At 41.2% G+C, this 22,785-nt stretch carries 22 protein-coding genes; 14 read left to right on the top strand and 8 right to left on the bottom strand.

Going from position 1 to position 22,785, the window contains the following annotated elements:
- Nucleotides 1-60: 60 nt before the first annotated feature.
- The 7 genes from BM386_RS05960 (at nucleotide 61) to BM386_RS05990 (ending at nucleotide 6,930) form a co-directional block, all read left to right on the top strand.
- On the top strand, nucleotides 61-729 hold the full coding sequence (locus tag BM386_RS05960) for a DUF4290 domain-containing protein (protein ID WP_091692163.1): 669 nt from the start codon (nucleotides 61-63) through the stop codon (nucleotides 727-729).
- Nucleotides 729-2,036 carry a UDP-N-acetylglucosamine 1-carboxyvinyltransferase gene (murA, locus tag BM386_RS05965; protein ID WP_091692164.1) on the top strand — a complete coding sequence of 436 codons (1,308 nt, stop codon included), beginning with the start codon at nucleotides 729-731 and terminating at the stop codon, nucleotides 2,034-2,036. The genes BM386_RS05960 and murA overlap by 1 nt, the downstream gene beginning before the upstream one ends.
- Nucleotides 2,037-2,287: 251 nt before the next feature.
- The gene (locus tag BM386_RS05970) at nucleotides 2,288-4,006 is read left to right on the top strand and encodes an IlvD/Edd family dehydratase (RefSeq protein WP_091692165.1); all 1,719 of its coding nucleotides are present in this window, start codon (nucleotides 2,288-2,290) and stop codon (nucleotides 4,004-4,006) included.
- A 24-nt stretch (nucleotides 4,007-4,030) separates the two neighbouring features.
- Entirely contained in the window at nucleotides 4,031-4,792 is a 762-nt protein-coding gene (locus BM386_RS05975; protein ID WP_091692166.1) for an SDR family NAD(P)-dependent oxidoreductase, read from the top strand.
- Nucleotides 4,785-5,459 (top strand): hypothetical protein, encoded by a 675-nt coding sequence (locus BM386_RS05980; protein ID WP_091692167.1) that lies wholly within the window; start codon nucleotides 4,785-4,787, stop codon nucleotides 5,457-5,459. The genes BM386_RS05975 and BM386_RS05980 overlap by 8 nt, the downstream gene beginning before the upstream one ends.
- Nucleotides 5,449-6,240: an SDR family NAD(P)-dependent oxidoreductase gene (locus BM386_RS05985; RefSeq protein ID WP_091692168.1), complete on the top strand. Its 792-nt coding sequence runs from the start codon at nucleotides 5,449-5,451 to the stop codon at nucleotides 6,238-6,240. The genes BM386_RS05980 and BM386_RS05985 overlap by 11 nt, the downstream gene beginning before the upstream one ends.
- 30 nt (nucleotides 6,241-6,270) lie before the next feature.
- Nucleotides 6,271-6,930, top strand: a complete 660-nt coding sequence (locus BM386_RS05990; protein WP_091692169.1) for a hypothetical protein — start codon at nucleotides 6,271-6,273, stop codon at nucleotides 6,928-6,930.
- A 142-nt stretch (nucleotides 6,931-7,072) separates the two neighbouring features.
- Here BM386_RS05990 and BM386_RS05995 read toward each other — a convergent pair whose 3' ends face one another.
- Nucleotides 7,073-8,704, bottom strand: coding sequence for a sulfatase family protein (locus tag BM386_RS05995; protein WP_091692170.1), 1,632 nt, complete (start codon nucleotides 8,702-8,704; stop codon nucleotides 7,073-7,075).
- A 186-nt stretch (nucleotides 8,705-8,890) separates the two neighbouring features.
- On the opposite strand from BM386_RS05995, the gene BM386_RS06000 reads away from it, so the two are divergent.
- The 5 genes from BM386_RS06000 to BM386_RS06020 all read left to right on the top strand — a co-directional run bounded on the left by BM386_RS06000 (nucleotide 8,891) and on the right by BM386_RS06020 (nucleotide 12,187).
- Entirely contained in the window at nucleotides 8,891-9,277 is a 387-nt protein-coding gene (locus tag BM386_RS06000) for a VOC family protein (protein ID WP_091692841.1), read from the top strand.
- 500 nt (nucleotides 9,278-9,777) lie between these two features.
- The gene (locus BM386_RS06005) at nucleotides 9,778-10,929 is read left to right on the top strand and encodes a DUF4221 family protein (RefSeq protein WP_091692171.1); all 1,152 of its coding nucleotides are present in this window, start codon (nucleotides 9,778-9,780) and stop codon (nucleotides 10,927-10,929) included.
- The gene (locus tag BM386_RS06010) at nucleotides 10,913-11,275 is read left to right on the top strand and encodes a hypothetical protein (protein ID WP_091692172.1); all 363 of its coding nucleotides are present in this window, start codon (nucleotides 10,913-10,915) and stop codon (nucleotides 11,273-11,275) included. The genes BM386_RS06005 and BM386_RS06010 overlap by 17 nt, the downstream gene beginning before the upstream one ends.
- 240 nt (nucleotides 11,276-11,515) lie before the next feature.
- The gene (locus BM386_RS06015) at nucleotides 11,516-11,902 is read left to right on the top strand and encodes a VOC family protein (RefSeq protein ID WP_091692173.1); all 387 of its coding nucleotides are present in this window, start codon (nucleotides 11,516-11,518) and stop codon (nucleotides 11,900-11,902) included.
- 54 nt (nucleotides 11,903-11,956) lie between these two features.
- Nucleotides 11,957-12,187: a VF530 family protein gene (locus tag BM386_RS06020; protein ID WP_091692174.1), complete on the top strand. Its 231-nt coding sequence runs from the start codon at nucleotides 11,957-11,959 to the stop codon at nucleotides 12,185-12,187.
- Between the two features lie 276 nt (nucleotides 12,188-12,463).
- Here the strand turns inward: BM386_RS06020 and dnaN are convergent, their stop codons facing one another.
- The 4 genes from dnaN to gldA form a co-directional block, all read right to left on the bottom strand.
- The gene (gene dnaN, locus BM386_RS06025; RefSeq protein ID WP_091692175.1) at nucleotides 12,464-13,588 is read right to left on the bottom strand and encodes a DNA polymerase III subunit beta; all 1,125 of its coding nucleotides are present in this window, start codon (nucleotides 13,586-13,588) and stop codon (nucleotides 12,464-12,466) included.
- 121 nt (nucleotides 13,589-13,709) lie between these two features.
- On the bottom strand, nucleotides 13,710-15,398 hold the full coding sequence (gene gldG / locus BM386_RS06030) for a gliding motility-associated ABC transporter substrate-binding protein GldG (RefSeq protein ID WP_091692176.1): 1,689 nt from the start codon (nucleotides 15,396-15,398) through the stop codon (nucleotides 13,710-13,712).
- Nucleotides 15,395-16,114, bottom strand: coding sequence for a gliding motility-associated ABC transporter permease subunit GldF (gene gldF / locus BM386_RS06035; protein ID WP_091692177.1), 720 nt, complete (start codon nucleotides 16,112-16,114; stop codon nucleotides 15,395-15,397). Before gldF ends, gldG begins: the two co-directional genes overlap by 4 nt.
- Complete coding sequence (gldA, locus tag BM386_RS06040; RefSeq protein ID WP_091692178.1) at nucleotides 16,111-17,016, bottom strand: gliding motility-associated ABC transporter ATP-binding subunit GldA; 906 nt, start codon at nucleotides 17,014-17,016, stop codon at nucleotides 16,111-16,113. The genes gldF and gldA overlap by 4 nt, the downstream gene beginning before the upstream one ends.
- 194 nt (nucleotides 17,017-17,210) lie before the next feature.
- On the opposite strand from gldA, the gene BM386_RS06045 reads away from it, so the two are divergent.
- A complete protein-coding gene (locus tag BM386_RS06045) occupies nucleotides 17,211-18,422 on the top strand; it encodes an ATP-binding protein (RefSeq protein ID WP_091692179.1) in 1,212 nt (403 codons plus the stop codon).
- Here BM386_RS06045 and BM386_RS06050 read toward each other — a convergent pair.
- Together BM386_RS06050 and BM386_RS06055 are read right to left on the bottom strand one after the other, a co-directional pair.
- On the bottom strand, nucleotides 18,419-18,943 hold the full coding sequence (locus BM386_RS06050; RefSeq protein ID WP_091692180.1) for a peroxiredoxin family protein: 525 nt from the start codon (nucleotides 18,941-18,943) through the stop codon (nucleotides 18,419-18,421). The genes BM386_RS06045 and BM386_RS06050 overlap by 4 nt on opposite strands.
- Before the next feature lie 169 nt (nucleotides 18,944-19,112).
- Nucleotides 19,113-19,811: an SDR family oxidoreductase gene (locus BM386_RS06055; RefSeq protein WP_091692181.1), complete on the bottom strand. Its 699-nt coding sequence runs from the start codon at nucleotides 19,809-19,811 to the stop codon at nucleotides 19,113-19,115.
- A 397-nt stretch (nucleotides 19,812-20,208) separates the two neighbouring features.
- Here BM386_RS06055 and BM386_RS06060 point away from each other — a divergent pair, with 397 nt between their 5' ends.
- Nucleotides 20,209-21,510 carry an amidohydrolase gene (locus BM386_RS06060; protein WP_091692182.1) on the top strand — a complete coding sequence of 434 codons (1,302 nt, stop codon included), beginning with the start codon at nucleotides 20,209-20,211 and terminating at the stop codon, nucleotides 21,508-21,510.
- A gap of 100 nt (nucleotides 21,511-21,610) precedes the next feature.
- Here the strand turns inward: BM386_RS06060 and BM386_RS06065 are convergent, their stop codons facing one another.
- On the bottom strand, nucleotides 21,611-22,774 hold the full coding sequence (locus BM386_RS06065; RefSeq protein WP_139235854.1) for an alpha/beta fold hydrolase: 1,164 nt from the start codon (nucleotides 22,772-22,774) through the stop codon (nucleotides 21,611-21,613).
- Between the last annotated feature and the right edge of the window lie 11 nt (nucleotides 22,775-22,785).

Below are 22,785 nucleotides of genomic sequence, written 5' to 3' on the forward strand. Positions count from 1 at the left end.
CTGCTCCCTGCCTTTTGGTAATTTTTTCATTACCTTATATAGCGCTAAACGGGATGCAATATGGAGCCACTAGAACTAGATAAACAAAAACTCATTTTGAAAGAATACGGCAAAAACATTCAACGCCTCGTTGATCATATCACGGCGATTGAAGATCGTGATAAGCGTACCCAGAGCGCATATACAGCAATTGAAATCATCAAGCAATTGAATCCTTCGCTGAAGCAGGAAAACGACCAAAAACTTTGGGACGACTTGTACATCATGTCGGATTTCAAACTGGAAGTAGATGCGCCTTTCCCAATGCCTGAGAAGGAATTGCTAGGCAAAAAGCCATTACCAATTGGCTATCCTACCAGTGAAATCAAATTCAAACACTACGGCAGAAATATCGAGAAATTGATCGAAGGCGCTATCAAGCTTGATGATGACGAGGAGCAGGAAGCAGCTATTATTTTTATCGGTCAGCTGATGAGGAGCTTTCATTCTACCTGGAACAGAGAAAATTTTGATGATGCCATAATCTTGGACGACATCAAGACGTTATCCAAGGGTAAATTGCATATCGATCTGGAGAAGGTTAGGGAAAACGGATTATTTGAATCCAACACTCACCGGGACTTCAAACCACCACGTCAGGAAGAGCGCACGAACAGTAAAAACAAGCGATCAAATCACAACAATAAGCGTCGCTCAAATAACGGACACAACAAAAAACGTAGAAATTAATGGGGTCATTTCGGGTCAATGGTGGAATTAAACTCAAAGGAGAAATAATTCCTCAGGGAGCAAAAAACGAAGCACTTCAGATTCTTTGCGCAGTTCTCCTCACTTCGGAGAAGGTTACGATAGACAAAGTCCCAAACATCGTAGATGTAAATAAGCTCATTGATCTTTTGAGCGAAATGGGAGTGAAAGTCACCAAAGAAGGTGCAGAAACCTATACTTTTCAAGCCGACGAAGTCAATCTTGACTTCATGGAAACGGAAGAATACCTCAAAAAAGCTTCAGCTTTAAGAGGCTCAGTAATGCTTTTAGGGCCTTTACTAGCAAGATTCGGGACTGGAAAACTTTCCAAGCCAGGAGGAGACAAAATTGGTCGCAGAAGAATGGACACCCATTTTACAGGTTTCCAGAAGCTAGGCGCAAAATTCAATTACGATTCGAAAAATGAGATTTTCCATATCGATGGGAAAAATCTAAAAGGTTGCTATATGCTCCTTGACGAAGCATCTGTAACAGGCACTGCAAATATCGTAATGGCTGCTGCAATGGCAGAGGGCACAACGACTATTTACAATGCAGCTTGTGAACCTTATCTTCAGCAGCTTTGCGACATGCTAAACCGTATGGGAGCAAAAATCTCTGGAGTAGGATCTAATCTTCTGACTATAGAAGGAGTAAAAAAATTAGGCGGAACCAAACACAAAATGCTTCCGGATATGATTGAGATCGGATCTTTCATCGGCCTCGCGGCCATGACCCAATCCGAGATTACGATCAAAGACTGCCAGATTCCTAGACTAGGAATTATTCCTGAGACTTTCCGAAGAATGGGCATCAAACTGGAGTTCCGAGGAGATGATATCTTCGTTCCTGCGCAGAAGCACTACGAAATCGAAACCTTCATTGATGGTTCTATCTTGACTGTTGCTGACGCAATCTGGCCAGGATTCACTCCTGATTTGTTAAGTATCGTTTTGGTTACTGCTACCCAAGCAAAAGGAACCGTTCTTGTTCACCAAAAGATGTTTGAATCACGCTTATTCTTTGTGGATAAGTTGATCGACATGGGAGCTCAGATCATTCTTTGTGATCCACATAGAGCCACTGTAATCGGTTTGGACAGAAAAACTGAACTACGGGGAATCCGCATGACCTCTCCTGATATTCGTGCAGGTGTTGCCTTGCTTATAGCGGCGCTTTCGGCAAATGGAACTTCCATCATTGATAATATCGAGCAGATCGATAGAGGCTATCAGAACATCGATGATCGATTGAGAGCTTTAGGAGCAGAAATTGAGAGGATTTCCTAATTAGAAAATACCTATAGAAATAGCAGGCTTTGGAATCAAGGCTCGCTATTTTTTTTTGGCAGAATTACTTAATTCCTAGCAATAAGATTTTTCAACAATACCTTCTAGTCCCCGCAAAATCAAGCAATTAAAAACAGATCTGTTTAGCTAAACTATTCTGAGATTAAAATAAAAACCCAGTCATTATTCTCCGACTTCTACTCTTCCCATATTTTTTGGTAAATTCTGGCTCGAAAAGCCAAAAAACCTATATGTCAAAGAAAAAACTCAGAAGTCAAGATTGGTACGGACGCACAGGAAAAGACGGTATTATCTATCGTTCCTGGATGAAAAACCAGGGTTTTCCACACCACCTTTTTGAAGGAGATAAGCCAGTAATCGGAATCTGTAATACCTGGTCCGAGCTAACTCCCTGCAACGCACATTTTAGAGATCTTGCCGAAGCACTCAAGCGTGGAATTTGGGAAGCCGGCGGTTTCCCTCTAGAATTCCCGGTGATGTCGTTGGGCGAATGCTCGATTAAGCCTACAGCCATGCTTTTCCGAAACCTGGCAAGTATGGATGTCGAAGAAAGCATACGCGCTAACCCGATGGACGGCGTAGTACTTATGTGTGGATGTGATAAAACTACCCCTTCCTTAGTAATGGGAGCGGCATCGGTAGATATCCCTTCAATAGTACTTTCAGGTGGCCCTATGTTGGTTGGACGGTATAAAGGAAAAAAAATCGGAACATCAGATATCTGGAGATTTGCAGAAGAGTTCAAACTCGGCAATATGACCCAAGACGATATGATAGAAGCTGAGGCATCCATGTCCCGCTCTGTGGGACACTGCGCTCCCATGGGGACAGCATCTACAATGGCTGCCATGGTTGAGTCACTTGGTCTTTCATTACCGGATAATGCCACGATTCCTGCCGCTGATTCACGACGTAAAGTTCTCGCTCATATGACAGGCATGAGAATCGTGGAAATGGTGAATGAAGATCTGAAAATGAGCAAAATCCTTACTCGTAAAGCATTTGAAAACTCCATTATGGTGAATGCAGCTTTAGGTGGTTCCACTAATTTTATTCTTCACCTGACTGCTATCGCCAAAAGAATTGGAGTAGATGTTGACTTGACTGATTTTGATAAATTCTCTTCCATGATTCCGCTGATCGCGAATGTGCAGCCATCTGGAGAACATTGGGTGGAAGACCTCTTTTATGCAGGAGGCCTTCCTGCGGTAATGAAGGAAATAGAAAAACACTTACACCTCGGTGAAATCACAGCGAACGGAAAGCCTATCGGAGAAAACTTTTCCAAAGCACAATGCTACGATAGAAACCTTATAGGAACTTTCGATAAGCCTATTAAACCAGACTCTGGAATCGCAGTACTAAAAGGAAATCTTTGTCCAAATGGGGCTGTAATCAAACCTTCAGCAGCAACTCCTAGCCTATTGACGCATACTGGACGTGCCGTAGTTTTTGAAGATATTGACGATTACAAGGCAAGAATAGATACGGCGGAATTGGATATCGATGAAACCTGCGTGATGGTCATGAAGAATGTCGGACCAAAAGGCTATCCTGGAATGCCAGAAGTTGGTAATATGGGACTGCCTCAAAAGCTTCTAGCCAAAGGCATAAAAGATATGGTCCGTATTTCTGATGGGAGAATGAGTGGAACAGGATACGGAACTGTAGTCTTACACGTTTCCCCAGAATCAGCTATTGGAGGACCTTTGGCTTATGTTCAGAATGGCGATATGATCGAGCTAAATGTACCCGAGCGAACTTTGAACCTGATGATTTCTGAGGAGGAATTTGAAAAGAGAAGAGCACTTTTCAAACCTTTAAACCTTCCTTATGAACGTGGTTATGTCAACCTTTTCTTGGACAAAGTAAACCAAGCTCATGAAGGAGTAGATTTCGATTTCCTTCAGGGAAGCTCTGGATCTGAAGTGAAAAGAGATTCACATTGAGATAAAAACAAAACTATCCTATCATTGAAACCCCAAAAGACCGCTATTATCACTGGAGCAGGGCAGGGAATTGGCCTGGCCATCGCAGAGAAGCTAGCAGCACAAAGTGTAAATCTTATCCTGAATGACTTAGAGGAAGGTTTAATAACTGAAGCCTGCAAGCGGATAAGTCATATTCATGGCGTATCCGCACTTGCAGTTTCGGGCGATTCCAGTTCTGAGGAGGTTATCGAGGCTATGATCCAGGCTGGGGTCAGAAATTTTGGTTCCATTGATATTCTGGTGGCTAACTCAGGCATCACCCTATTCGGTGCATTTTTGGAATATTCCAGAGCGGATTTTATGGAAGTCACGAGAGTCAATCAGGCTGGCACTTTCTTTCTGGCTCAGGCTGCTGCCAAAGTCATGAAAGACCAACCAAATGGAGGTGCTTTGCTGTTTACCTCATCTGTAACTGCCCATCAAAGCCATGAAAACCTTGGCGCATACGCAATGAGCAAAGCAGCAATAGAAATGCTGGCTAAAAACTTGGTTCTCGAACTTGCTCCTTTTAAAATCAGAGTAAACACCATCGCTCCTGGAGCAACTGTAACGAATAGAACTATTCTCGATCCAGATTATGAAAAAACCTGGTCAGAAATCACCCCACTGGGCCGCCCAGCCTCAGTAAGAGACATCGCCAACGCCGCCGCTTTTTTGGTCTCTGATGAGGCAAAACATATCACCGGCCAAACTCTAATTATCGACGGAGGCTGGAGCAGTGTAAGCCCCTCACCCTATGCCTGAAAACCATCAAATAGCCTTGCAAAGCCTAAAGCTCTACAAAAAAGCAGCAGCACCCTGGAACCTGGAAGGAGAAGGAATTATGTTGATTTTTAAATTTTCAAAAAAATGGATAGAAACCCATGGGAGTTTACCGGATCATTTGAAAGGAAAATTCAAAGGAGGCTTTGGGTACCTTATGCTAGTAAACTATACTTCTTCTCCAGTAGGACCATACAAGGAATTGCTTTTTATCCCTGGTAAATTTTCTTTGTACAACAAACAGTCAATCACCAAAATCTATGTAAGCACAGAAGTAAGCACTCAAAACGGTCGAACCAATTGGGGAATCCCGAAACAGACACTTTCATTTACTTGGGATAAAACAGATGGAAATGAGCAAATTCAGTTGAAAGATGGAGACAAAACTATTTTCTCCTGCAAAATAAAATCAGGCGGTCTATCTTTCCCGGTTTCCACGAGCTTTTTGCCCATAGATCTCCACCAGTTATGGGACGGTGTCGATTTTTTCACCAAACCTTCAGGAAGTGGATGGGGCAAGCTTGCCAGTGTCAAAGAGCTCACCATCGACTCTGAATACTTCCCCGATCTCACTTCTAAAAACCCACTTATTGCGGTGAAATTCAACCCTTTTCACATCAAATTCCCGAAAGCAACTTATGCTGTATAAGGATTTTCAAGAGACAAATATCATCATCACAGGAGCCTCTTCAGGTATCGGAAAAGAACTGGTTAGACTATTATTGCCATCAAAACCACAAATCCTGGCCGTAGATTTTGACGCCGCTGGTTTGGGGAAATTACAAGTTGAATTCCCTGAAATCCACATTCTGGAGGCTGATCTAAGCAGCAAATCGGGAAATGAAAAGATTTTAAATTGGATTTCAACGCGTTGGAATAGAGTGGATTTTTGCTTTGCCAATGCAGGAAAAGCGGAGTTTGGACCAGCGGAAAACCAGAATTGGAAAGAAGCAGATCAGCTCTTCCAATTAAACGTCCATAGCCCAATACAAATTGGCTTAGCGCTTCGCGAGCTTTTCCCCAAGGCTATTTTCCGCCTGGTCATTACAGCCTCAGCGATGTCCTTTTGGACCATTCCTGGCTACAGTTTGTACGCCGCTTCCAAGTCGGCATTACTTCAGTGGGCTAGGACAGTTTGGGCTGAGAAAAGTGGCGACTGGCTTATCTTGGTTTTTCCGATAGCGACGAAAACGAAGTTTTTTGAAACAGCAGGAAAGGACATTCCAAAAGCTTGGCCCATGCAAAGTCCTAGCTGGGTGGCAACCTCAATTCTTCGTGGGGTGGCAAAAGGGAGAAAGAGAATTTTTCCTTCCCCACTTTTCCTCAGCATGTTGGTAGCAAACCGGTTTCTGAGATTTATAAGACCTCTTTATCAGCTACTTGAGCAGCGTAAATATAAAAAATGGTTGAAAAAACATTCTGAATCTTAAGTCTGTTAACTTTATCAAAAAACCATTGCCATGAAAAACCTAACATTTATACTACTGCTAGTTTGGGCATTACAAGCTTGCCAACCCAAAGAAACCACACCAGATACCTTGCCTATGAAAGTGGCAATGGCCTATGGTTTTGACAAGTTTGACGAGGTGAATTCCATCGCCTACACTTGGAATGTGCAGCGGGACTCTTTGAATGTTTTATCACGCGACTGGAAATGGAATATCAAAGATAACACCGTTTATTACTCAGGTACGGACACCACATTTACATACAGCCTTGATGCAGAACCGTTACCGGACAAAGATGCTGGATTTGTGAATGACAAATATTGGTTCATGATGCCATTCCAATTGGCTTGGGACACGGGATATACCTACGAAACTGAGGAAAATGTACCTACACCAATCAAAGGCGATAATTCTACCAAACTAACGATAATCTATGGGTCTGGCGAAGCAGAGACTCCAGGAATGGGATACACACCAGGAGATGCCTATGATTTGTATTTAGATGAAAATCACAAAATTTTAGAGTGGACTTTTAGAAGAGGCAACGGTGCAGAAGGAAGAACCTGGACTTGGGAAAACGAAGAGAAATTTGGCCCGATTACCCTTGCTAAAGACCACATGGGTGCGGATGGAAACCGGTTTATTTGGTTTTCCAATATCTCAGTTAATTAATCCACATAGAAAACATAACTCAAGCCGTTTGTATCAAGCAAACGGCTTTTTTTATTACCCTGATAGAACTCGAAAATTTGCAAAAGACGGGATTCCCTGTGCTGATTAGAACAAAGCATTAGAGCCAAGTACGTTTAACCCATCATTTCAAAACCATCGCTTCTTCACTTGGCTTGTAACCTATTCGATGTGCGAGCACATAAAGTGAATCCCCTTCATTCATCTCAAATGGAACCTGATAAACTGACCAGGAATCCTTTGCACTTTTCTTAAAACCTAGAGATGCTCCCTTGGTAGCAGAAGAAAGAGAAACCTTACCATCCTCAAAATTCACTTCAACCGGTTCAGTGGTTGGTGCTTCATCAGCTCCATTCCACCACTGACTTACCATTTCCATTTCAGGCATCGCTCCCATATCTCCATAATCTTCTATCCATTTTAAATGGGCATTACGCAGCTCGGTAAGCTTATCTGCATAGTCTGGATTTTTTGCTAGGTTATTGAATTCATAAGCATCAGTTTGGGTATCATATAGTTCTTCTTCAGGCTTGGTCTCATCAAACCATCGCTCTTGATTTTCATCCAACTTTCCTTCCTCATGAAGCTCCAATAAATGAACCATCAGCGGGTTGCTCAGCCTATAGCGAATGTTTTGATAGTTTGGCTTCTCAGGCATATAGTTTTTAATGTATTTAAATCGCCCATCACTCACTGCCCGTACTCGATCCACTTCCGAATCCATTCTATCCCGCGCCGCATAGATATACTTCCGAGGTTCTGACTTTTGGTTTCCCATGAAAGCCTGACCCTGCATAGTATCAGGTATTTTAACTCCTGCCAAAGAAAGTACTGTCGGGCCAAAATCCACAAAACTCACCAACTGATCATCTACTGTTCCAGCTTTGATAAAGGGAGCTTTCACAAAAAGCGGAACCCGCAATCCCCTATCGTATAACTCTCTCTTGTAATAAGGCATGCCATCTCCATGATCTGAATAATAAAAAATGATGGTATTCTCATACAATCCATCTTCTTTCAACTGCTGCAAAAGTTCTCCGACCTGCGCATCAAAACGCATCACATTGGTAATAAACCGAGCTAAAGTTCTTCGCGTAATCGAGTCATCAGGATACACCGGAGGCACTGTCACATCAGCCGGATCCACCAACAACTCTTCATTTTCTCGTGCCCAGACTTGGGACTCATGAGTAGTAGTAAAATTGAAAATCGAGAAAAATGGCTGATTTGGATCTTTTCGGTTTCTCCAATGCGCTTTATTACTACTCTCATCCCACATGGTACCCGGAGCTTCAAACTGAAAATCCTCTTTTACATTGTTGCTGGTATAATAGCCAGCCATGCGCAGGTACTCAGGATAGGTGCGCATTCCTTCAGGAAGCACCGTAGAATAAGATTTATGACCTGGGGGATAATTGTCACCGCCTGCTGCGGAAAAGGAAAGAGTCCTCATATGCATCGCTCCAATTGAAGTCTGATATGCGCCTGTGATAAGCGCTGCACGACTTGGAGCACACACACCTGCAGTAGAAAAAGCATTGGTAAAAATCACTCCAGACTTGGCCAAAGAATCCAAAACGGGTGTTTCCCCACCAGTGCCTCCATACACTCCTAAGTGCCCTGGGGACATATCCTCATTTACAATCCAAAGAATATTGGGGCGCTCCGGGTAGTTTATTTCCTCAGGAGCTTTTATCTCCTTTTGACAGGAAAAAAATAAAAATGAAAGAAGGCAAATGGAAAGTATATGCTTCATAGGTCAGTGGGTTTAAGGAATTCAAGATATCCCATTTACCCTAGAAATTAAAACCTTATGATCATGCTCTCCCACTCACTCCATAGAACATTTTACATTTCAGCCATTAATACCCAAGTTCTTTGGAATGAAACCCAGCTTTGGTAACTTCAAGTAACACTAGAAATAATGCAACTTATACAGCTTATGAAAACTGATTTTATATGCACTATCCCGGTACTTCCTTCCCAGAATATTGCACGGGATCTAGATTGGTATTCACTAAACTTTGGGTTTGTGAAAACCTTTGGGGATCATATGTACGCTGGCATGCGACTGGAAGGGATTGAGTTGCATTTACAATGGCATGCCGATACACCTGATGACCCACTTCTTGGAGGATCTGTTGTCCGTATTTTTGTCAAAAACATAGAACCTTATTTTGAGTCTCTTGTGATCAAAGGGGTACTGAATTGCAATAAACTTCTTAGAAATACAGCCTGGGGTACGCATGAATTTGGTCTGTACGACTTGAATAACAATGCGATTTTTGTCGTAGAAGACATAGAATCCTCAGCAGAAAAAACTTCCTGAATTTGGATCGAGGGTTTCAAATTCCTTTTGCTTTCCCCTACTTGCATCAATGAAACAACAACTGGGACAAATCGCGATTTTTCTGACTAAAAAACAACTAATCAAAATATTCGTTTAAACCTAAATTCTACCACTAATCATCAAAAAAAACGTTTAATGTAATCAACGTTGATTTAGTTGAAATTAGATAATAGCTATTTCCATCTTTAAACACTAAACATTCTTACTTATGAAAGAAGAATCTAATTCAATCCGTTTTTGGAGCAATTGCTCTTATTTGCATGCTTAGCTTGCCGCTAAGCTCGGTATCCCTAGCCCAAGGCTCGGTAGGAGGAGGAGGTGATCCAAGTTTATGTTCATGGAACCCCCAAACAATGTCATGCCAAGAAACTTTCACTGTCCATGGGTATTGTGCAACGTATCCACCGAATTGTGACGGACCAATTGTCAACCCTTAACTCCATTTCCGGCATGTTATTGCATGCCGGATTTTTTCTGCTATGAAATCAGCGTTTCTAAATCTTACTCTAGCAATACTCTTTTCTCTTATTTATTCATGCTCCCCATCTAAAGAAAGTGCTGAAAAGTCGCTTATGGATTTTCATGTAGAAGAGCTTACTATCCCCATAGGACCTGAAGTTGACCCTTATACCATGACACTTCAATATGTGGATGGGGATTTGTTTTGGCATAATAAAAACCGAAGCACCATATCCAAAATCATCCTATCCAACAGGCAGGTATCAGAATTTCTACGATATGATGAAGAGGGGCCACAGGGTGTGGGAAATATTGTTGGGTTTTATGTATTCGATCAAAATAAAATAGCGTTTCCTGCTCCAGGAAGGCGGATAGCTATTTACGATTTGGAGACAGATAAAGTGAACCGGATTAATCTGAGTGATTTTAGTCCTGACTATTCAGATACCAAATCCATTACACGCTACACCTCAACTTTTCATTTCTGGAACAATCAATTAATTCTTCCACAAAGTATTTATTTCAGATATCCCTATGAAATTGCTGAGGGGTTAAAAAAGTTTAATCCATTCGTAATGCTGAATTTGAATAATTACACGATTGAAGAAACGCCCTATAGACTTTCTAAATCCAATTTTGGAGAAGATTTTAATATACCTGAAATATTATTTAGTAGTAAAGCGAAAGAAATTTATATTTTCCCTTGTTATTCCAATCGATTGGATTTAATCAACTTAAATAGTAATGCCTCCAAATCATTTCATTTAAAGACTAATATAATTCCAGATTTTACTAATAATTATTTCTTAAATGATGCTAAAGTAAATCAATCTTTGGAGCAAAATATGTCAGAATACCTATCCGAGCCGCAAAATCTAGGAATCCTAGTTGACCCTTATAAAAACCTGCTTTATCGCATGACTTGGCCGGGTACCGGCGTACCCGAAGGGGTATCTTCCATGAAATTTGTAGGAACACCCTCCCATTTTATTCTCAGTGTCTATGATGAGAGCTTTGACTTGAAATATGAATTTGAATTACCCGAGTATGACTATATCCCACATCAGTATTTTGTCTCCGAAAAAGGTCTTCACCTATTTGGCAATCATCCCGACCATCCCGACTCCAAAGAAGATCAACTCGTTATCCACACCTTTGATTTTTCTAATTAGTCTGCTGATCGCCTGCACCAGTACCCAGCGGGAAGAGTCTATCCTGAAGTTTGCGGAGTTTTATGATTTGTCCTTAGAGGATTACAATCAATTAATCTTCGTCCCTAATGATGGCTGCGGCTCTTGCATCAGAGAAGGAAAGGCTTATATCACTGCACATATTGATGACCCAAAAATCCTGCACATCTACGTTTCCAGATTTCATAGTGATTTATCCCAATTGAAGGATAAACCTAATTTTTTGTTAGACAAACAAATGAAAGCGCTGGATTTTGGGATTGTAAGCACAGGAACAATGATCTATGAAGTCGCGAAAGATTCTTTGTATATAATTCCTGTACAATAAATTCCCCTTTAAAAGAACCTGCTCTTCGAAACTCTTTATTTAACTTGGATGTAACCTTGACATTCAATCAAAAGAATTGTAATCTTCAACATACACCTTTCTTCCTAATCCTACGAATTACAAATCCTGAACAGAAGAAGGCCATTTTCATAGAAGAAGACATAAAATCCTCAGCAGAAAAAACTTCATGAATCCACATCTCAATTTTCAAATTCCTTTTGCTTTCCCCTACTTGCATCAATGAAACAACAACTGGGACAAATCGCGATTTTGGTAAGAGATTATGATGAGGCGATTGAATACTACACGAACGTTTTAGGCTTTGAATTAATTGAGGACACGCACATCAGTGACATCAAACGTTGGGTACGGGTAGCACCTACTGGATCTACATGCCAGTTGCTGTTGGCAAAAGCAACCGATGAGCTCCAGAGAAATCAAATTGGCTTTCAATCTGGAGGAAGAGTTTTCCTTTTCTTATATACTGACAATTTCTACCGGGACTATCATAACTACACTGCAAAAGGCGTGGAATTCATTCGTGAGCCTTCCGAGGAAGCTTTTGGGACTGTATCAGTTTTTAAGGATTTGTATGGGAATTTGTGGGATTTTATAGAAAGAAAATGATAGGCTATCCTTAAAGAATTCCTAATTTTAAACTCATCTATTTTAAATTCTTCATTGGAAACTCAACCCAACAACCCACTTCACGGAGTAAAGCTTGCAGACATGGTCGAGCATCTAGTAGAATTCTATGGATGGGAAGAGCTTGGCCAGCGAATAACTATTCGATGCTTCACGCATGATCCTTCGGTCAATTCTAGCTTGAAGTTCCTACGTAAAACACCCTGGGCTAGAGAGCGAGTGGAAGGGTTGTATCTGAAGTCGTTGCGGGATGCGAAGAAAAAGTGAGTTTTACTCTCGCAGCGGCGCGGCGACGCAGCGAAAAAAAGTTTTTAATGACTTTAATCGTCTGAAGAAATTCTCAAGACGCGTCATAATTCATTGTTGAATCGCATTTTTACTCTCTGCGATCCCGATAGTCATCGGGACTCCATATACTTTGCGGTTCAAACAATCAAGACCTTCGAGGAGATTCCTCCTACTTTGTAGTCGGAATGACACCTCAAAGGACAGAAAAAAAGCCCGAAGTAAACTCCGGGCTTTCCGTTTTATGGTCTGTGGTTATTATACGTAGTTATTCAACATCACCGGCATTACCAGCATCAGGATGTCTTCGTTTTCGTCTTGCTCGGCTGGAAGGATCAAACCTGCACGGTTAGGAGCTGAGAACTTCAAGCTCACTTCCTTGCACGAAAGGTTATTCAACATTTCCACCAGGAATTTTGCATTGAATCCGATTTCGATATCCTCACCATCGTGTTCGCAAGAAAGTCTTTCATTTGCTTCGTTTGAGAAATCAAGATCTTCTGCAGAAATCATCAATTCACTACCAGTCAATTTCAATCTCACCTGATGCGTAGTTTTATTAGCATAGATCGCGATTCTTCTCAATGAGCTCAACAATTCAGAACGATCAATAGTCATCACGTTCGGGTTTTCCGCCGGGATTACGTTTTCGTAATCAGGGAAACGCTCGTCGATCAGACGACAAATCATCTTGATGTTATTGAAGTTGAAATAGGCGTTTGACTGATTGAATTCTACAGTCACCGGAAGATTTTCAGATGGCAAAGTGGACTTTAGCAAGTTCAAAGCTTTACGTGGAATGATCAAAGTAGCTGCTTCCTGAGAAGCGATATCAACTCTTCTATATCTTACTAGTCTATGTCCGTCAGTTGCTACGAAAGTTGTATTCGTAGGGCTTAGATTGATGTAAACACCCGTCATCGCAGGACGAAGCTCGTCAGAGCTAGTTGCGAAGATTGTATTGGAAACAGCAGAGGAAAGCACCTCAGTGGACATATCTACTGAAGTGGCGTTGCTTACTGTAGGGATTTTTGGAAAATCCGTTGCATTCTCACCAGCCAATCTATATCGCCCATTGTCAGAACTGATTTCTACCGCGTAAGTATCGTGATCAATGCTGAAAGTCACCGGCTGCTCAGGAAGATTCTTCAACGTTTCTATCAAAATCTTTGCAGGCACAGCGATATTTCCATCTTCTTTGGCCTCCACGCTGATCTCGGTAATCATAGAAGTCTGCAAATCAGATGCAGTAATGGTCAATTGACTCTCTTTGATCTCAAAAAGAAAATTTTCCAAAATTGGCACAACAGGATTGGTTGTTACCACACCGTTGATAGCCGAAAGCTGCTTTAATAATGCAGAAGAGGAAACAATAAATTTCATATCGTAGGGCTTAATTAATTTTTACTTTTGAATGGGGGTAAATTTATAAATAAATTCTAATTCGAACCGTCGTATAAATGATTCTCTGAAAAATTAATGGTATAGAACCTGTTTTTCTTTCCTAGTTTACTCTGCGGCTGAATTTATTCTTTCGAATCCACCAGACAAATCCTCCAAAAATCGACAATACAACTACCGGAGCTAGCACGTTCAATCCTTGCCAAAATGTCTTTTCCTGCGCAATTTTAGCCTTATTCAAAGGACGAATCTGAAATGTACGGGTACGGGAAGCAATGATTCCGTCCGGATCAGCAAGGTATTGGGCCAAGTTTTTAAGAAAAAGCTTATTTGCAAAAGTTGTTTGGCTATATGGATCTTCTCCCAACGCCAATGGTGAACCATCCTGAAGATTGGTCAATGCCTGAAAGACATCTCCATCTCCGATCACTACCACTTTTCCATTCCCACTTTCTTTAAAGTCTTCTTTTGCGAAGCCATCTGGCAAAAATCGGTTTTTATATAGAGAGGTAAATTCCCCTTCCAGCAAATAAGCTAGTGGTAGATTCTTTATGCCAAACTGCTTCACATCTGGCTCTTGCTCCATATCCTCAAAAGCTACACGCACTGGCGCCGCCAAGACCCTAGACAGATCAGAGCTAAAGATCAGCGGAGTTTTGATCACTCCATCTGCTTTCACTGTATCCAGACTACTTGCAAATCGAAATTCAACCACATCCAATCCCTTAGTGATCGCATGCTCTTGCATTCGTCCAGCTAGGATATAAAATGGCCAAGGCAAGGAAACCATTTGTTGCTGATCTCCAAAATTCCCTCCCATCACAGGAATGTATCCAAAACTCAAATCCTGTATCAAATCCTTATTTACACGGATACCATAGCGGAAAAGAAGCTTGTCCAACCCCATATCTAAAGGCATGGCCAATGTGCCTTCTCCTCCCGCATTTTCAATATCAACCGCCACACCATCTAGCAAAACAACCAGATTGCCTCCACCCATCACGTATTGATCTAACAAGTAAATCTCTCGTTCGGTGTATGTTTCTTTTGGTCCTTGGATAAAAATCATCTTAAAGCCAACCAAATCAGCTGGGGTATTGGCCTGCTCAAGTGGCACTTTGAATAATTCAAAATCCCCATCCAGCGCTTCAACCATTCCATAACCTTCATCGGTACTCATTTCCCCATGACCCATGATCATGGCAATCGAGGAGGATTCGGGAGAAATCAGCTTTCGAATGGCGTTGCTCAGCTCGAATTCCAAATTCTCGATGGATTGATTGAGAGTTTGATCAGGACTCATTCCCCGCTCTCCTTTGAGAATCAAAGCTCCAGTTTCATACTCTGCATTACTGACAAGAATACCCGGAAAAATCAATTGCGTCTGCAAACCAGTAGCTTGCTTGACAGAAAGGTTCGTTGGGTTGATGCCATATTCAGTCAGAGAAAGTATAAACTCCTTTTGCTTGTCCGCTTCAATACTCCGAGGATCAAAGTATGAAAAAGTGATTTTTTCAGGACTATAAGCATTGAAAGTCCTAACTGTTTCTTCGATGGATTTCTGCAATCTCCTCATACCACCTTGCAGATTTTCACCTACCAAAAGAATATCCACATGAAGAGGTTCAGTAATTCCTGAAAGTACTTCTTCTGTAGCCGGATGAAGAGAATAGCGTTTTTCCTCAGTCAGGTCAATCCTGAAATTCAGGAATTGAGCCAATAAAACAAATAGCAAAATCCCTCCGAAAAGAATCAACCATGGCTTAGCGATATGTAAGGCGGTATTTTTCATTTATTTCTCAAAACCAATACTGCCCCACCCAAAAACAACCAGATCATCCCAAACAAAAAGAATAGATCGGTAGATTCAATCACTCCTCTACTCAAATTGATGTAGTGAAAACTCAAACTCAGATCATCTGCCCAATAAGAAATATCTCCCAGCTGCATATCTGCCAACGCTGAGAATCCAAAGTACAGGACAAAGCATAAAAACACGCCCAAGACGAACGCAACTACCTGCTGGGAAGTAAGCGAACTCGCAAATAGACCCACAGCAGCGAATACTGCTCCGATCATAATCAATCCTATCCAAGACCCGAAAAAGCCTGCCTGATCCAGGTTTCCTACCGGGTCTCCAAGCTGAACGATACTATAGAAATAAAATAAAGTGGGTAATAGTGCGACAAGAACCAGACAAAGCAAGGCAAAGTATTTGGCTAGAATAATCTGCACCAAAGAAAGTGGTGAGGTCCTCAATAGCTCCCAAGTTCCAGTTTTGCGCTCATCGGCAATAGCCCGCATAGAAAGTGCAGGAACTAGAAATGTAAATACGTATGGTGTGTATGTGAAAAGTGCTTCAAGATCTGCATAGCCATATTCCAAAACACTTGTTTCTGGAAAAACCCAAACGATCAAGCCTAATGCAATTAAGAATAACACAAGCACTAAATAACCCAAAAGGCTACCAAAAAATGAATTGAATTCTTTTATGAAAAGGCTTCTCATTTAGTGATTTCTCTAAAAATTAATTCCAGATTTTTCTTGCTTTGATTGAGGCTAATCAGATTTAATGAACGCTCGTTGACAATATTCATTATTGCTTTTCTGGCAAATGTCGGATCGGTTGTGGAAATAAGTACCTCGCTTTTCCCTTTTGCGCCAAAATCAATTTTACCCATGGATTCAAACCACTCCAGCTCCAATTCTTCTTCCGTTTCCAACACAAGAATAGTCTCGGCTGAATTGGATTTTAGATTTGCCAGGGATTCAGAAGCTAGAATTTTTCCTTTGTTTATAATGACTACATCATGGCAGATAGCTTCAACTTCCTGCATAATATGAGTAGAAAGAATAAGGGTCTTATCCTTTGCCACTTCTTGAATCAGACTTCTGATTTCTACCAATTGATTTGGGTCAAGTCCAGTAGTTGGCTCGTCCAAAATGATCACTTGGGGATCATGGATCAAGGCTCTCGCTAGACCTACCCGCTGCCTATAACCTTTGGATAGTTGACCGATTTTCTTGTGCTGCTCTGGTTCGAGTCCTGTACGGTGTAGCATTTCCTTGGCTCCGGACTTCAATGCTTGCCCAGTCATCCCGTATAAGCCTCCTGAAAATTCCAGAAATTCCCGCACGTACATGTCAAGGTAAAGCGGATTATGCTCAGGAAGGTAGCCAATAAGCTTACTCACTTCCTTTGGGGAATTGATCGCATCCTTTCCCATCACCGTTACTTCACCGGAATTGGCAGAAATGTACCCGGTAATCACCTTCATGGTAGTTGATTTCCCCGCTCCATTTGGCCCCAAAAACCCAAGTATCCTTCCCGGCGTTGCCGAAAACGACACTTCATCGAGTGCTTTTTGGGTTCCATAAAGTTTGGTGAGCTGGGATACTTCTAGTGACATGTAGCTTTTTTAGTCAGTCAAAAGTAAGGAAAAAATAGAGTTTTCATGAGTAGAAGCTCGATAGAAGAGAATTGATCCTGAGATAGCTTTGGATTTGGATTGTATTTTACATTAAAAAGCTTGTATTTACAATACATGATATCTTGTATTATAAATACAAGCTTTTATATTTGTATTGATTTACAGGATATTATATGATACAAAAGCAGATATTGGGAGAAATAATCTTAGATCAAAATGAGAATTTTCTTCAAAAATCACTTATAGCAAGAGAGGAAAACTTGCCCACCTACTCTAATCAGATCTTGATAGTAAGTGGAGTAAGGCGCTGTGGAAAAAGTATTTTGATAAGAAATAGCTTCTCTGAAAAGCAACGTGGACTTTACCTGAATTTCGAAGATCCAAGATTAGTAAACTTTGAACCCACAGACCTCTCTAAGCTAGAGGAGCTGAGAGATGAATTTGGCAAAACCGCCATCCTGTTAGATGAGCTCCAATGGGTAGAGGGTTGGGAGGTTTTTGCTCGTTCCTTACACGAAAGAGGGCAAGCGCTTTACATCACAGGTTCCAATGCCAGCATGCTTAGTCGGGAACTTGGCACCAGACTAACCGGGCGGTATAAGCAGATAGAATTATTCCCTTTTAGCTATACAGAGTTTTTAAGTTTCAAAGGCTTAGCTCCAGAAGAAGCGAGTTTCGAGTCCTATTTTCAACTAGGAGGATTTCCAGAATATTTACAAAATCAAGATCAGGAATATTTAAGGACACTTCTTCGAGACATATTGACTCGAGATGTGGCTGTGAGAAGAAATATAAGCAACGAAACCCAGTTGATCAGACTGGGAGTCTTCCTTTCGTCTAACATAGGGAAGGAGTTCAGCTATTCCCGAATGGCCCAACTTCTGGAAATAAAATCAGTCCGAACAGTGATAGATTATTGCGACTACCTGGAGGAAAGCTATCTGTTTGACTTAATACCCATGTATTCGCCATCAATCCGCAAGCAATTGGCCAATCCCAAAAAAGCCTATTGCGTAGATCCCGCATTGGCATCGGCAAATTCACTTTCTTTCAGTAAAGATTTAGGACGAAGACTGGAAAATTTTGTGTATCTACATCTGCGTCGATCATTCCAAACGATCCATTACTTTAAAGCTAAAAATTCGGAATGTGATTTTCTAGTCAAATGGAATGAAGAAGTAATCGGCGCAGTACAAGTCTGTTGGGAATTAACCCCTGATAACCTACAAAGAGAGTTACAGGGACTAAAGGAGGCAATGAAAGAAACCGAACTTAGCTCTGGCTATATCATCACTTACAACCAAGAAGATCAATTCGAAGAGATCACTGTGACACCAGCTTGGAAATGGTTTCTAACCCCTTCCAAAAACTATTTCCTGCATTAATCCGCACCAAGCTTCTCCAGCAAAAGCTCAATCTTGGTGATTCCTACATATTCTGCCACTAGCTGCTTTTTACCATCATAAACATAAATAGAAGGCACACTTCTTACTTGATAGTAACTCGCTACTTTCATCTCAGAATCAAGCAAAAAATGAACGTTGTTTTTGTCTTTAATTCCTAGGCCATTTGCAAAGTCAATCATTTCCTCCATTGGCTGAACCGTGGTGAGGATGATATTGTAGTCCTCAAACTCCTCAATTCTTTTGGAAATCTCACCAAGCTCCTCTTGACATAGGTGACAGGTGGAATTGTAATAAATGAATAGGGTAGGCTTATCACCTGCCGCAGCATGAATAGATGTTGCCTTTCCATTGATATTATTCAAGGTAAAGTTTGGCAATTCGCTTGGAGCGGTAAGAGTTATAGCGGCTTCAGCAGGCGTACCTATCTGAGTTAAATACCCAAAATATGCCGCGCCACCAATAAGCACGGTAATCAGAATAATCAAATTAGTTTTTTTCATAGCTCAAAAGATATCTTTCAAAATAAACACATAACTCGCTGAAAACAATTTTAAAACATGGCAAATGGCCATTTTCTGGTTTAGAAAACGAAAGTATATCTCCAAGAAACACCGATGTGTATCTATCAAATTATCCATCGGTGTTTAGAGTTGAATTAAATGTACTGTGCTATTTCTTTCCTTTTGGCCTCAAAGGCCTGCATTCTACATCAGCCACGAAATAATTGGGGTGAGTTTCTAACGTTTGCACCATAGTAGTCGCGACGTCGATGGGTCTCATCATGTTCTCATTGGCACTAGCACCTTCTATGTCATCAAAGAAATTGGTTTGAATGGAACCCGGAAAAATTGTAGAAACCTTGATCCCGAAATCCCTCAGTTCCATGTAAAGTGAGTGTGAAATTCCGCGTACTGCATGCTTAGTACCAACGTAGCCTGCAAATTTATTCACACCATTTAAGCCAGCAATAGAAGCCACATTCAAAATATGTCCTTCATCTGCAGCTTTCATGCCTGGGATCAAGCGCTTGGTGGTGTAGAAAATCCCATGGACATTCGTATCAAACATTGCCTTCCAGTCATCTGAGGAGAAAGTTTCCGTATCCCCAGCGACCCCAAATCCAGCGTTGTTTATCAAAATTCTGATATCGCTTCCTAGTTTTCGAGTTGTAGCTTGAAACGCATGCTCTACAGACTCTTCTTTTGCTACATCACAGTTGAAAAAATGGAAGTTTTCATGCTGAAAGTCCGGAGCATTTCTCCCCCAGCCAGCGACTACAGTTCCTTTTTCAATTAACAATTTGACTACTTCCAGTCCTATTCCCTTGCTCACGCCGGTGACTACCGCGATTTGATTATTGAGTTGCATAGATTGTATTTCATGTGTTTTTAATTTGTATGATTATCCGTAATGATGCCAGTTACCTCTTTTTCTTTGCTTATCAGGCTGGAAGACCGATGACGGGTGACCGAAGTACCAGCAATACAAGTATTTGCCATACTTTAAGTCGCTTTTCGCCTTTTTTTGGTGCAATTGCGGATATACATATTAATTTGTTTTAAATAGTCACATGGAATCGCGCAGCGTTTATATACACGCCAGTATGTGTCGTTATCGACGTGCTCGATTTCAAATGATTTCTAGTACAAAAGTATTTCAGAAAAAATAGTTCTAACAAATAAGAGATTTCAACCAACTTACTCCAAAAAGCTTGAGCATAAGCACATTTTTCTAAATTTGAATACTAACAACGCAAACCACGACCATGAAAAAACATTTACTCCCTCTAATCCTAGTTCCAATGTTAATGGGTACAGGAACGCTTTTGGCTCAAACTGAGCTCCGACCCGCAATAGACAGTAAGGCAAATTCCATCGAAGCCAAAGTGATTGAATGGAGAAGGGATATCCACATGTATCCGGAACTGGGAAACCAAGAAACGAGAACAGCTAAGAAAATTGCTGATCATCTTCGTTCGCTTGGAATTGAAGTCACGGAAAATGTAGCCGTAACTGGAGTTGTTGGAGTCTTGAAAGGCGGAAAGCCTGGCCCGACGGTAGCACTACGAGCAGATATGGATGCGCTCCCCGTAACCGAACGTAATGATTTACCCTTCAAATCTGTGAATACCGCAACCTACAATGGACAGGAAACCGGCGTCATGCATGCCTGTGGTCACGACTCACATGTCGCTATTTTGATGGGTGTGGCAGAAGTACTTGCCAGCATGAAAGATGATTTGCAAGGCAACGTTAAATTCCTATTCCAGCCGGCTGAAGAGGGCGTTTTTGACGCAGAAATGGCTGGAGCAGAACTGATGGTTAAAGAAGGCGTGATGGACGATGTGGACGCGGTTTTCGGTTTGCATATCAATTCTCAGACTGAAGTCGGAAAGATTGGCTATCGTTCTGGTCCGATCATGGCAGCAGTGGACAATCTGGAAATCACCGTCAAAGGTGTTCAGGCACATGGAGCTTATCCTTGGTCCAGCGTAGATCCAATCGTAACAAGTTCCCAGATCATCATGGGACTGCAAACTATTCTTTCCAGAAGTGTAAATGTCACGCAAAACCCAGCAGTGGTCACCATCGGAGCAATTCACGGCGGGATACGTCACAACATCATTCCGGAAGAAGTCAAATTGATAGGAACAGTTAGGACGTTTGGAGATGAGCAGCAAACCCTTGTTCATAAGCGGATTAATGAGATTGTATTAAATATTGCTGAAAGCGCAGGAGCAACCGTTGACCTGAAGCTTGAGAAACTATATCCTTCTACAGTGAACCACCCTGATTTGACAAAGGAAATGCTTCCATCATTGGAAGCGGCTGCAGGAGCAGAAAACTTGATTTATCTGAACCCTGTGACCGGAGCTGAGGATTTCAGCTTTTTCCAACGGGAAAAACCGGGGGTATTCATCTTTCTAGGAGGAATGAAAAAAGGCGGTGATCCTCTGACAACACCTTCACATCACACCCCTGGATTCTATATTGACGAAGGAGGTTTTGTATTGGGAATGCGAACCTTGAGTTATTTCGTTGTGGATTATATGGAAAAGAATAAGTAGAGAGTCTTTAGACATAAGTATCAAGACACATAAGTATCAAGACATTAGAAAAAACCCGATTCGTCATGGATCGGGTTTTATCTTACTACTCAACTTTGAATCAAAAAAGAGGCGGAATTTTAAATGAGCCCTCGTGGTATTTTTCGAAAATAAATTTCTCCTCAGACAACTTCTTATAGGCGGCTACCTTTCCCGAAGTATCATTAGTAATAAATGAGTTTATTAATTCCTTGAAAGAAGTAAGCTTAAGTGCTTGCTGTAGTCCATGACCATCGTTGATCAACAGCAAGGTGCAGTTATCATAATATTCTGCGAGTACATCGTAAGATTTGGAGTAAATCAATTGATCAAAAGCTCCTCCGATTACAATCATTTTCCCCTCAAATTCCAGTAACCGATCGTAGTTGGTTCCATAGAAATCAAAGTTGCTACTTTGAAAGGAGCTCCAGAGGGGGCTACTCATTTTTTTCATCACTTCTAAACTCAGATTGCTCTTATTCAGAGAATCTTGAAATCCTGAGAGTGCAATCGCATGCTCAAACAACCGCACCACTAACGGGATGTTGTTTTGAATATCCTGCACATTGGCTAATCCCGTCAATACATCCTGAAAAGTCAGAAATTCTTTCAGATTCTCTTTGGATAAGGACTTTGCGCTAAGATTCTCTTTGTCATAATTTGCATAGAAACTAAAATCAACCTGCTGCTCATCACTAAAATTCAAATCAGGAAACACTAATACTGAGGAAGGAAAACTCAAATTCTTTTGAATGTCAAAAACCAAGGGGTTGACACTGATCATTCTGCTTACATGCTGAGGATATAAGGATAAATAATGCTGCAAAACCATTGCAGCCGAGGAATATCCAAACAAAATCACTTGCCCATCCCCAAGCAATTCCTGCCTAATTACTTCTATATCAAGAGCTACTTGATCTTGATCGTAAAGAGTGTAGGCTAAATGATAATCAAGACTCCCAGTCATCATCACACCTCTTTTTAGCTCCTCATTATCCTTCCTTCCCTTGATCAAAACAAAATTGCTGGACTTAGGAAAATCCAGCAATTCATAAAAAGGCAAATAAAGGCCATCGAAAGCATCCTCTAATAGAAACACAGTTTCCTTTTCTGCGTCAAACTGATTTAAGAACTCAACTTGAATTTCGATTTTTCTTGAATCGGGTAATAGGTGGTTGTATGGAACCAAAAAAGATTGGGCCTGAAGAGAGGCACTGACAAACACAAAAAATAAAACTAATCTCACATCTCAAATTT

The organism is Algoriphagus locisalis, assembly GCF_900116615.1.
Classification (GTDB): domain Bacteria; phylum Bacteroidota; class Bacteroidia; order Cytophagales; family Cyclobacteriaceae; genus Algoriphagus; species Algoriphagus locisalis.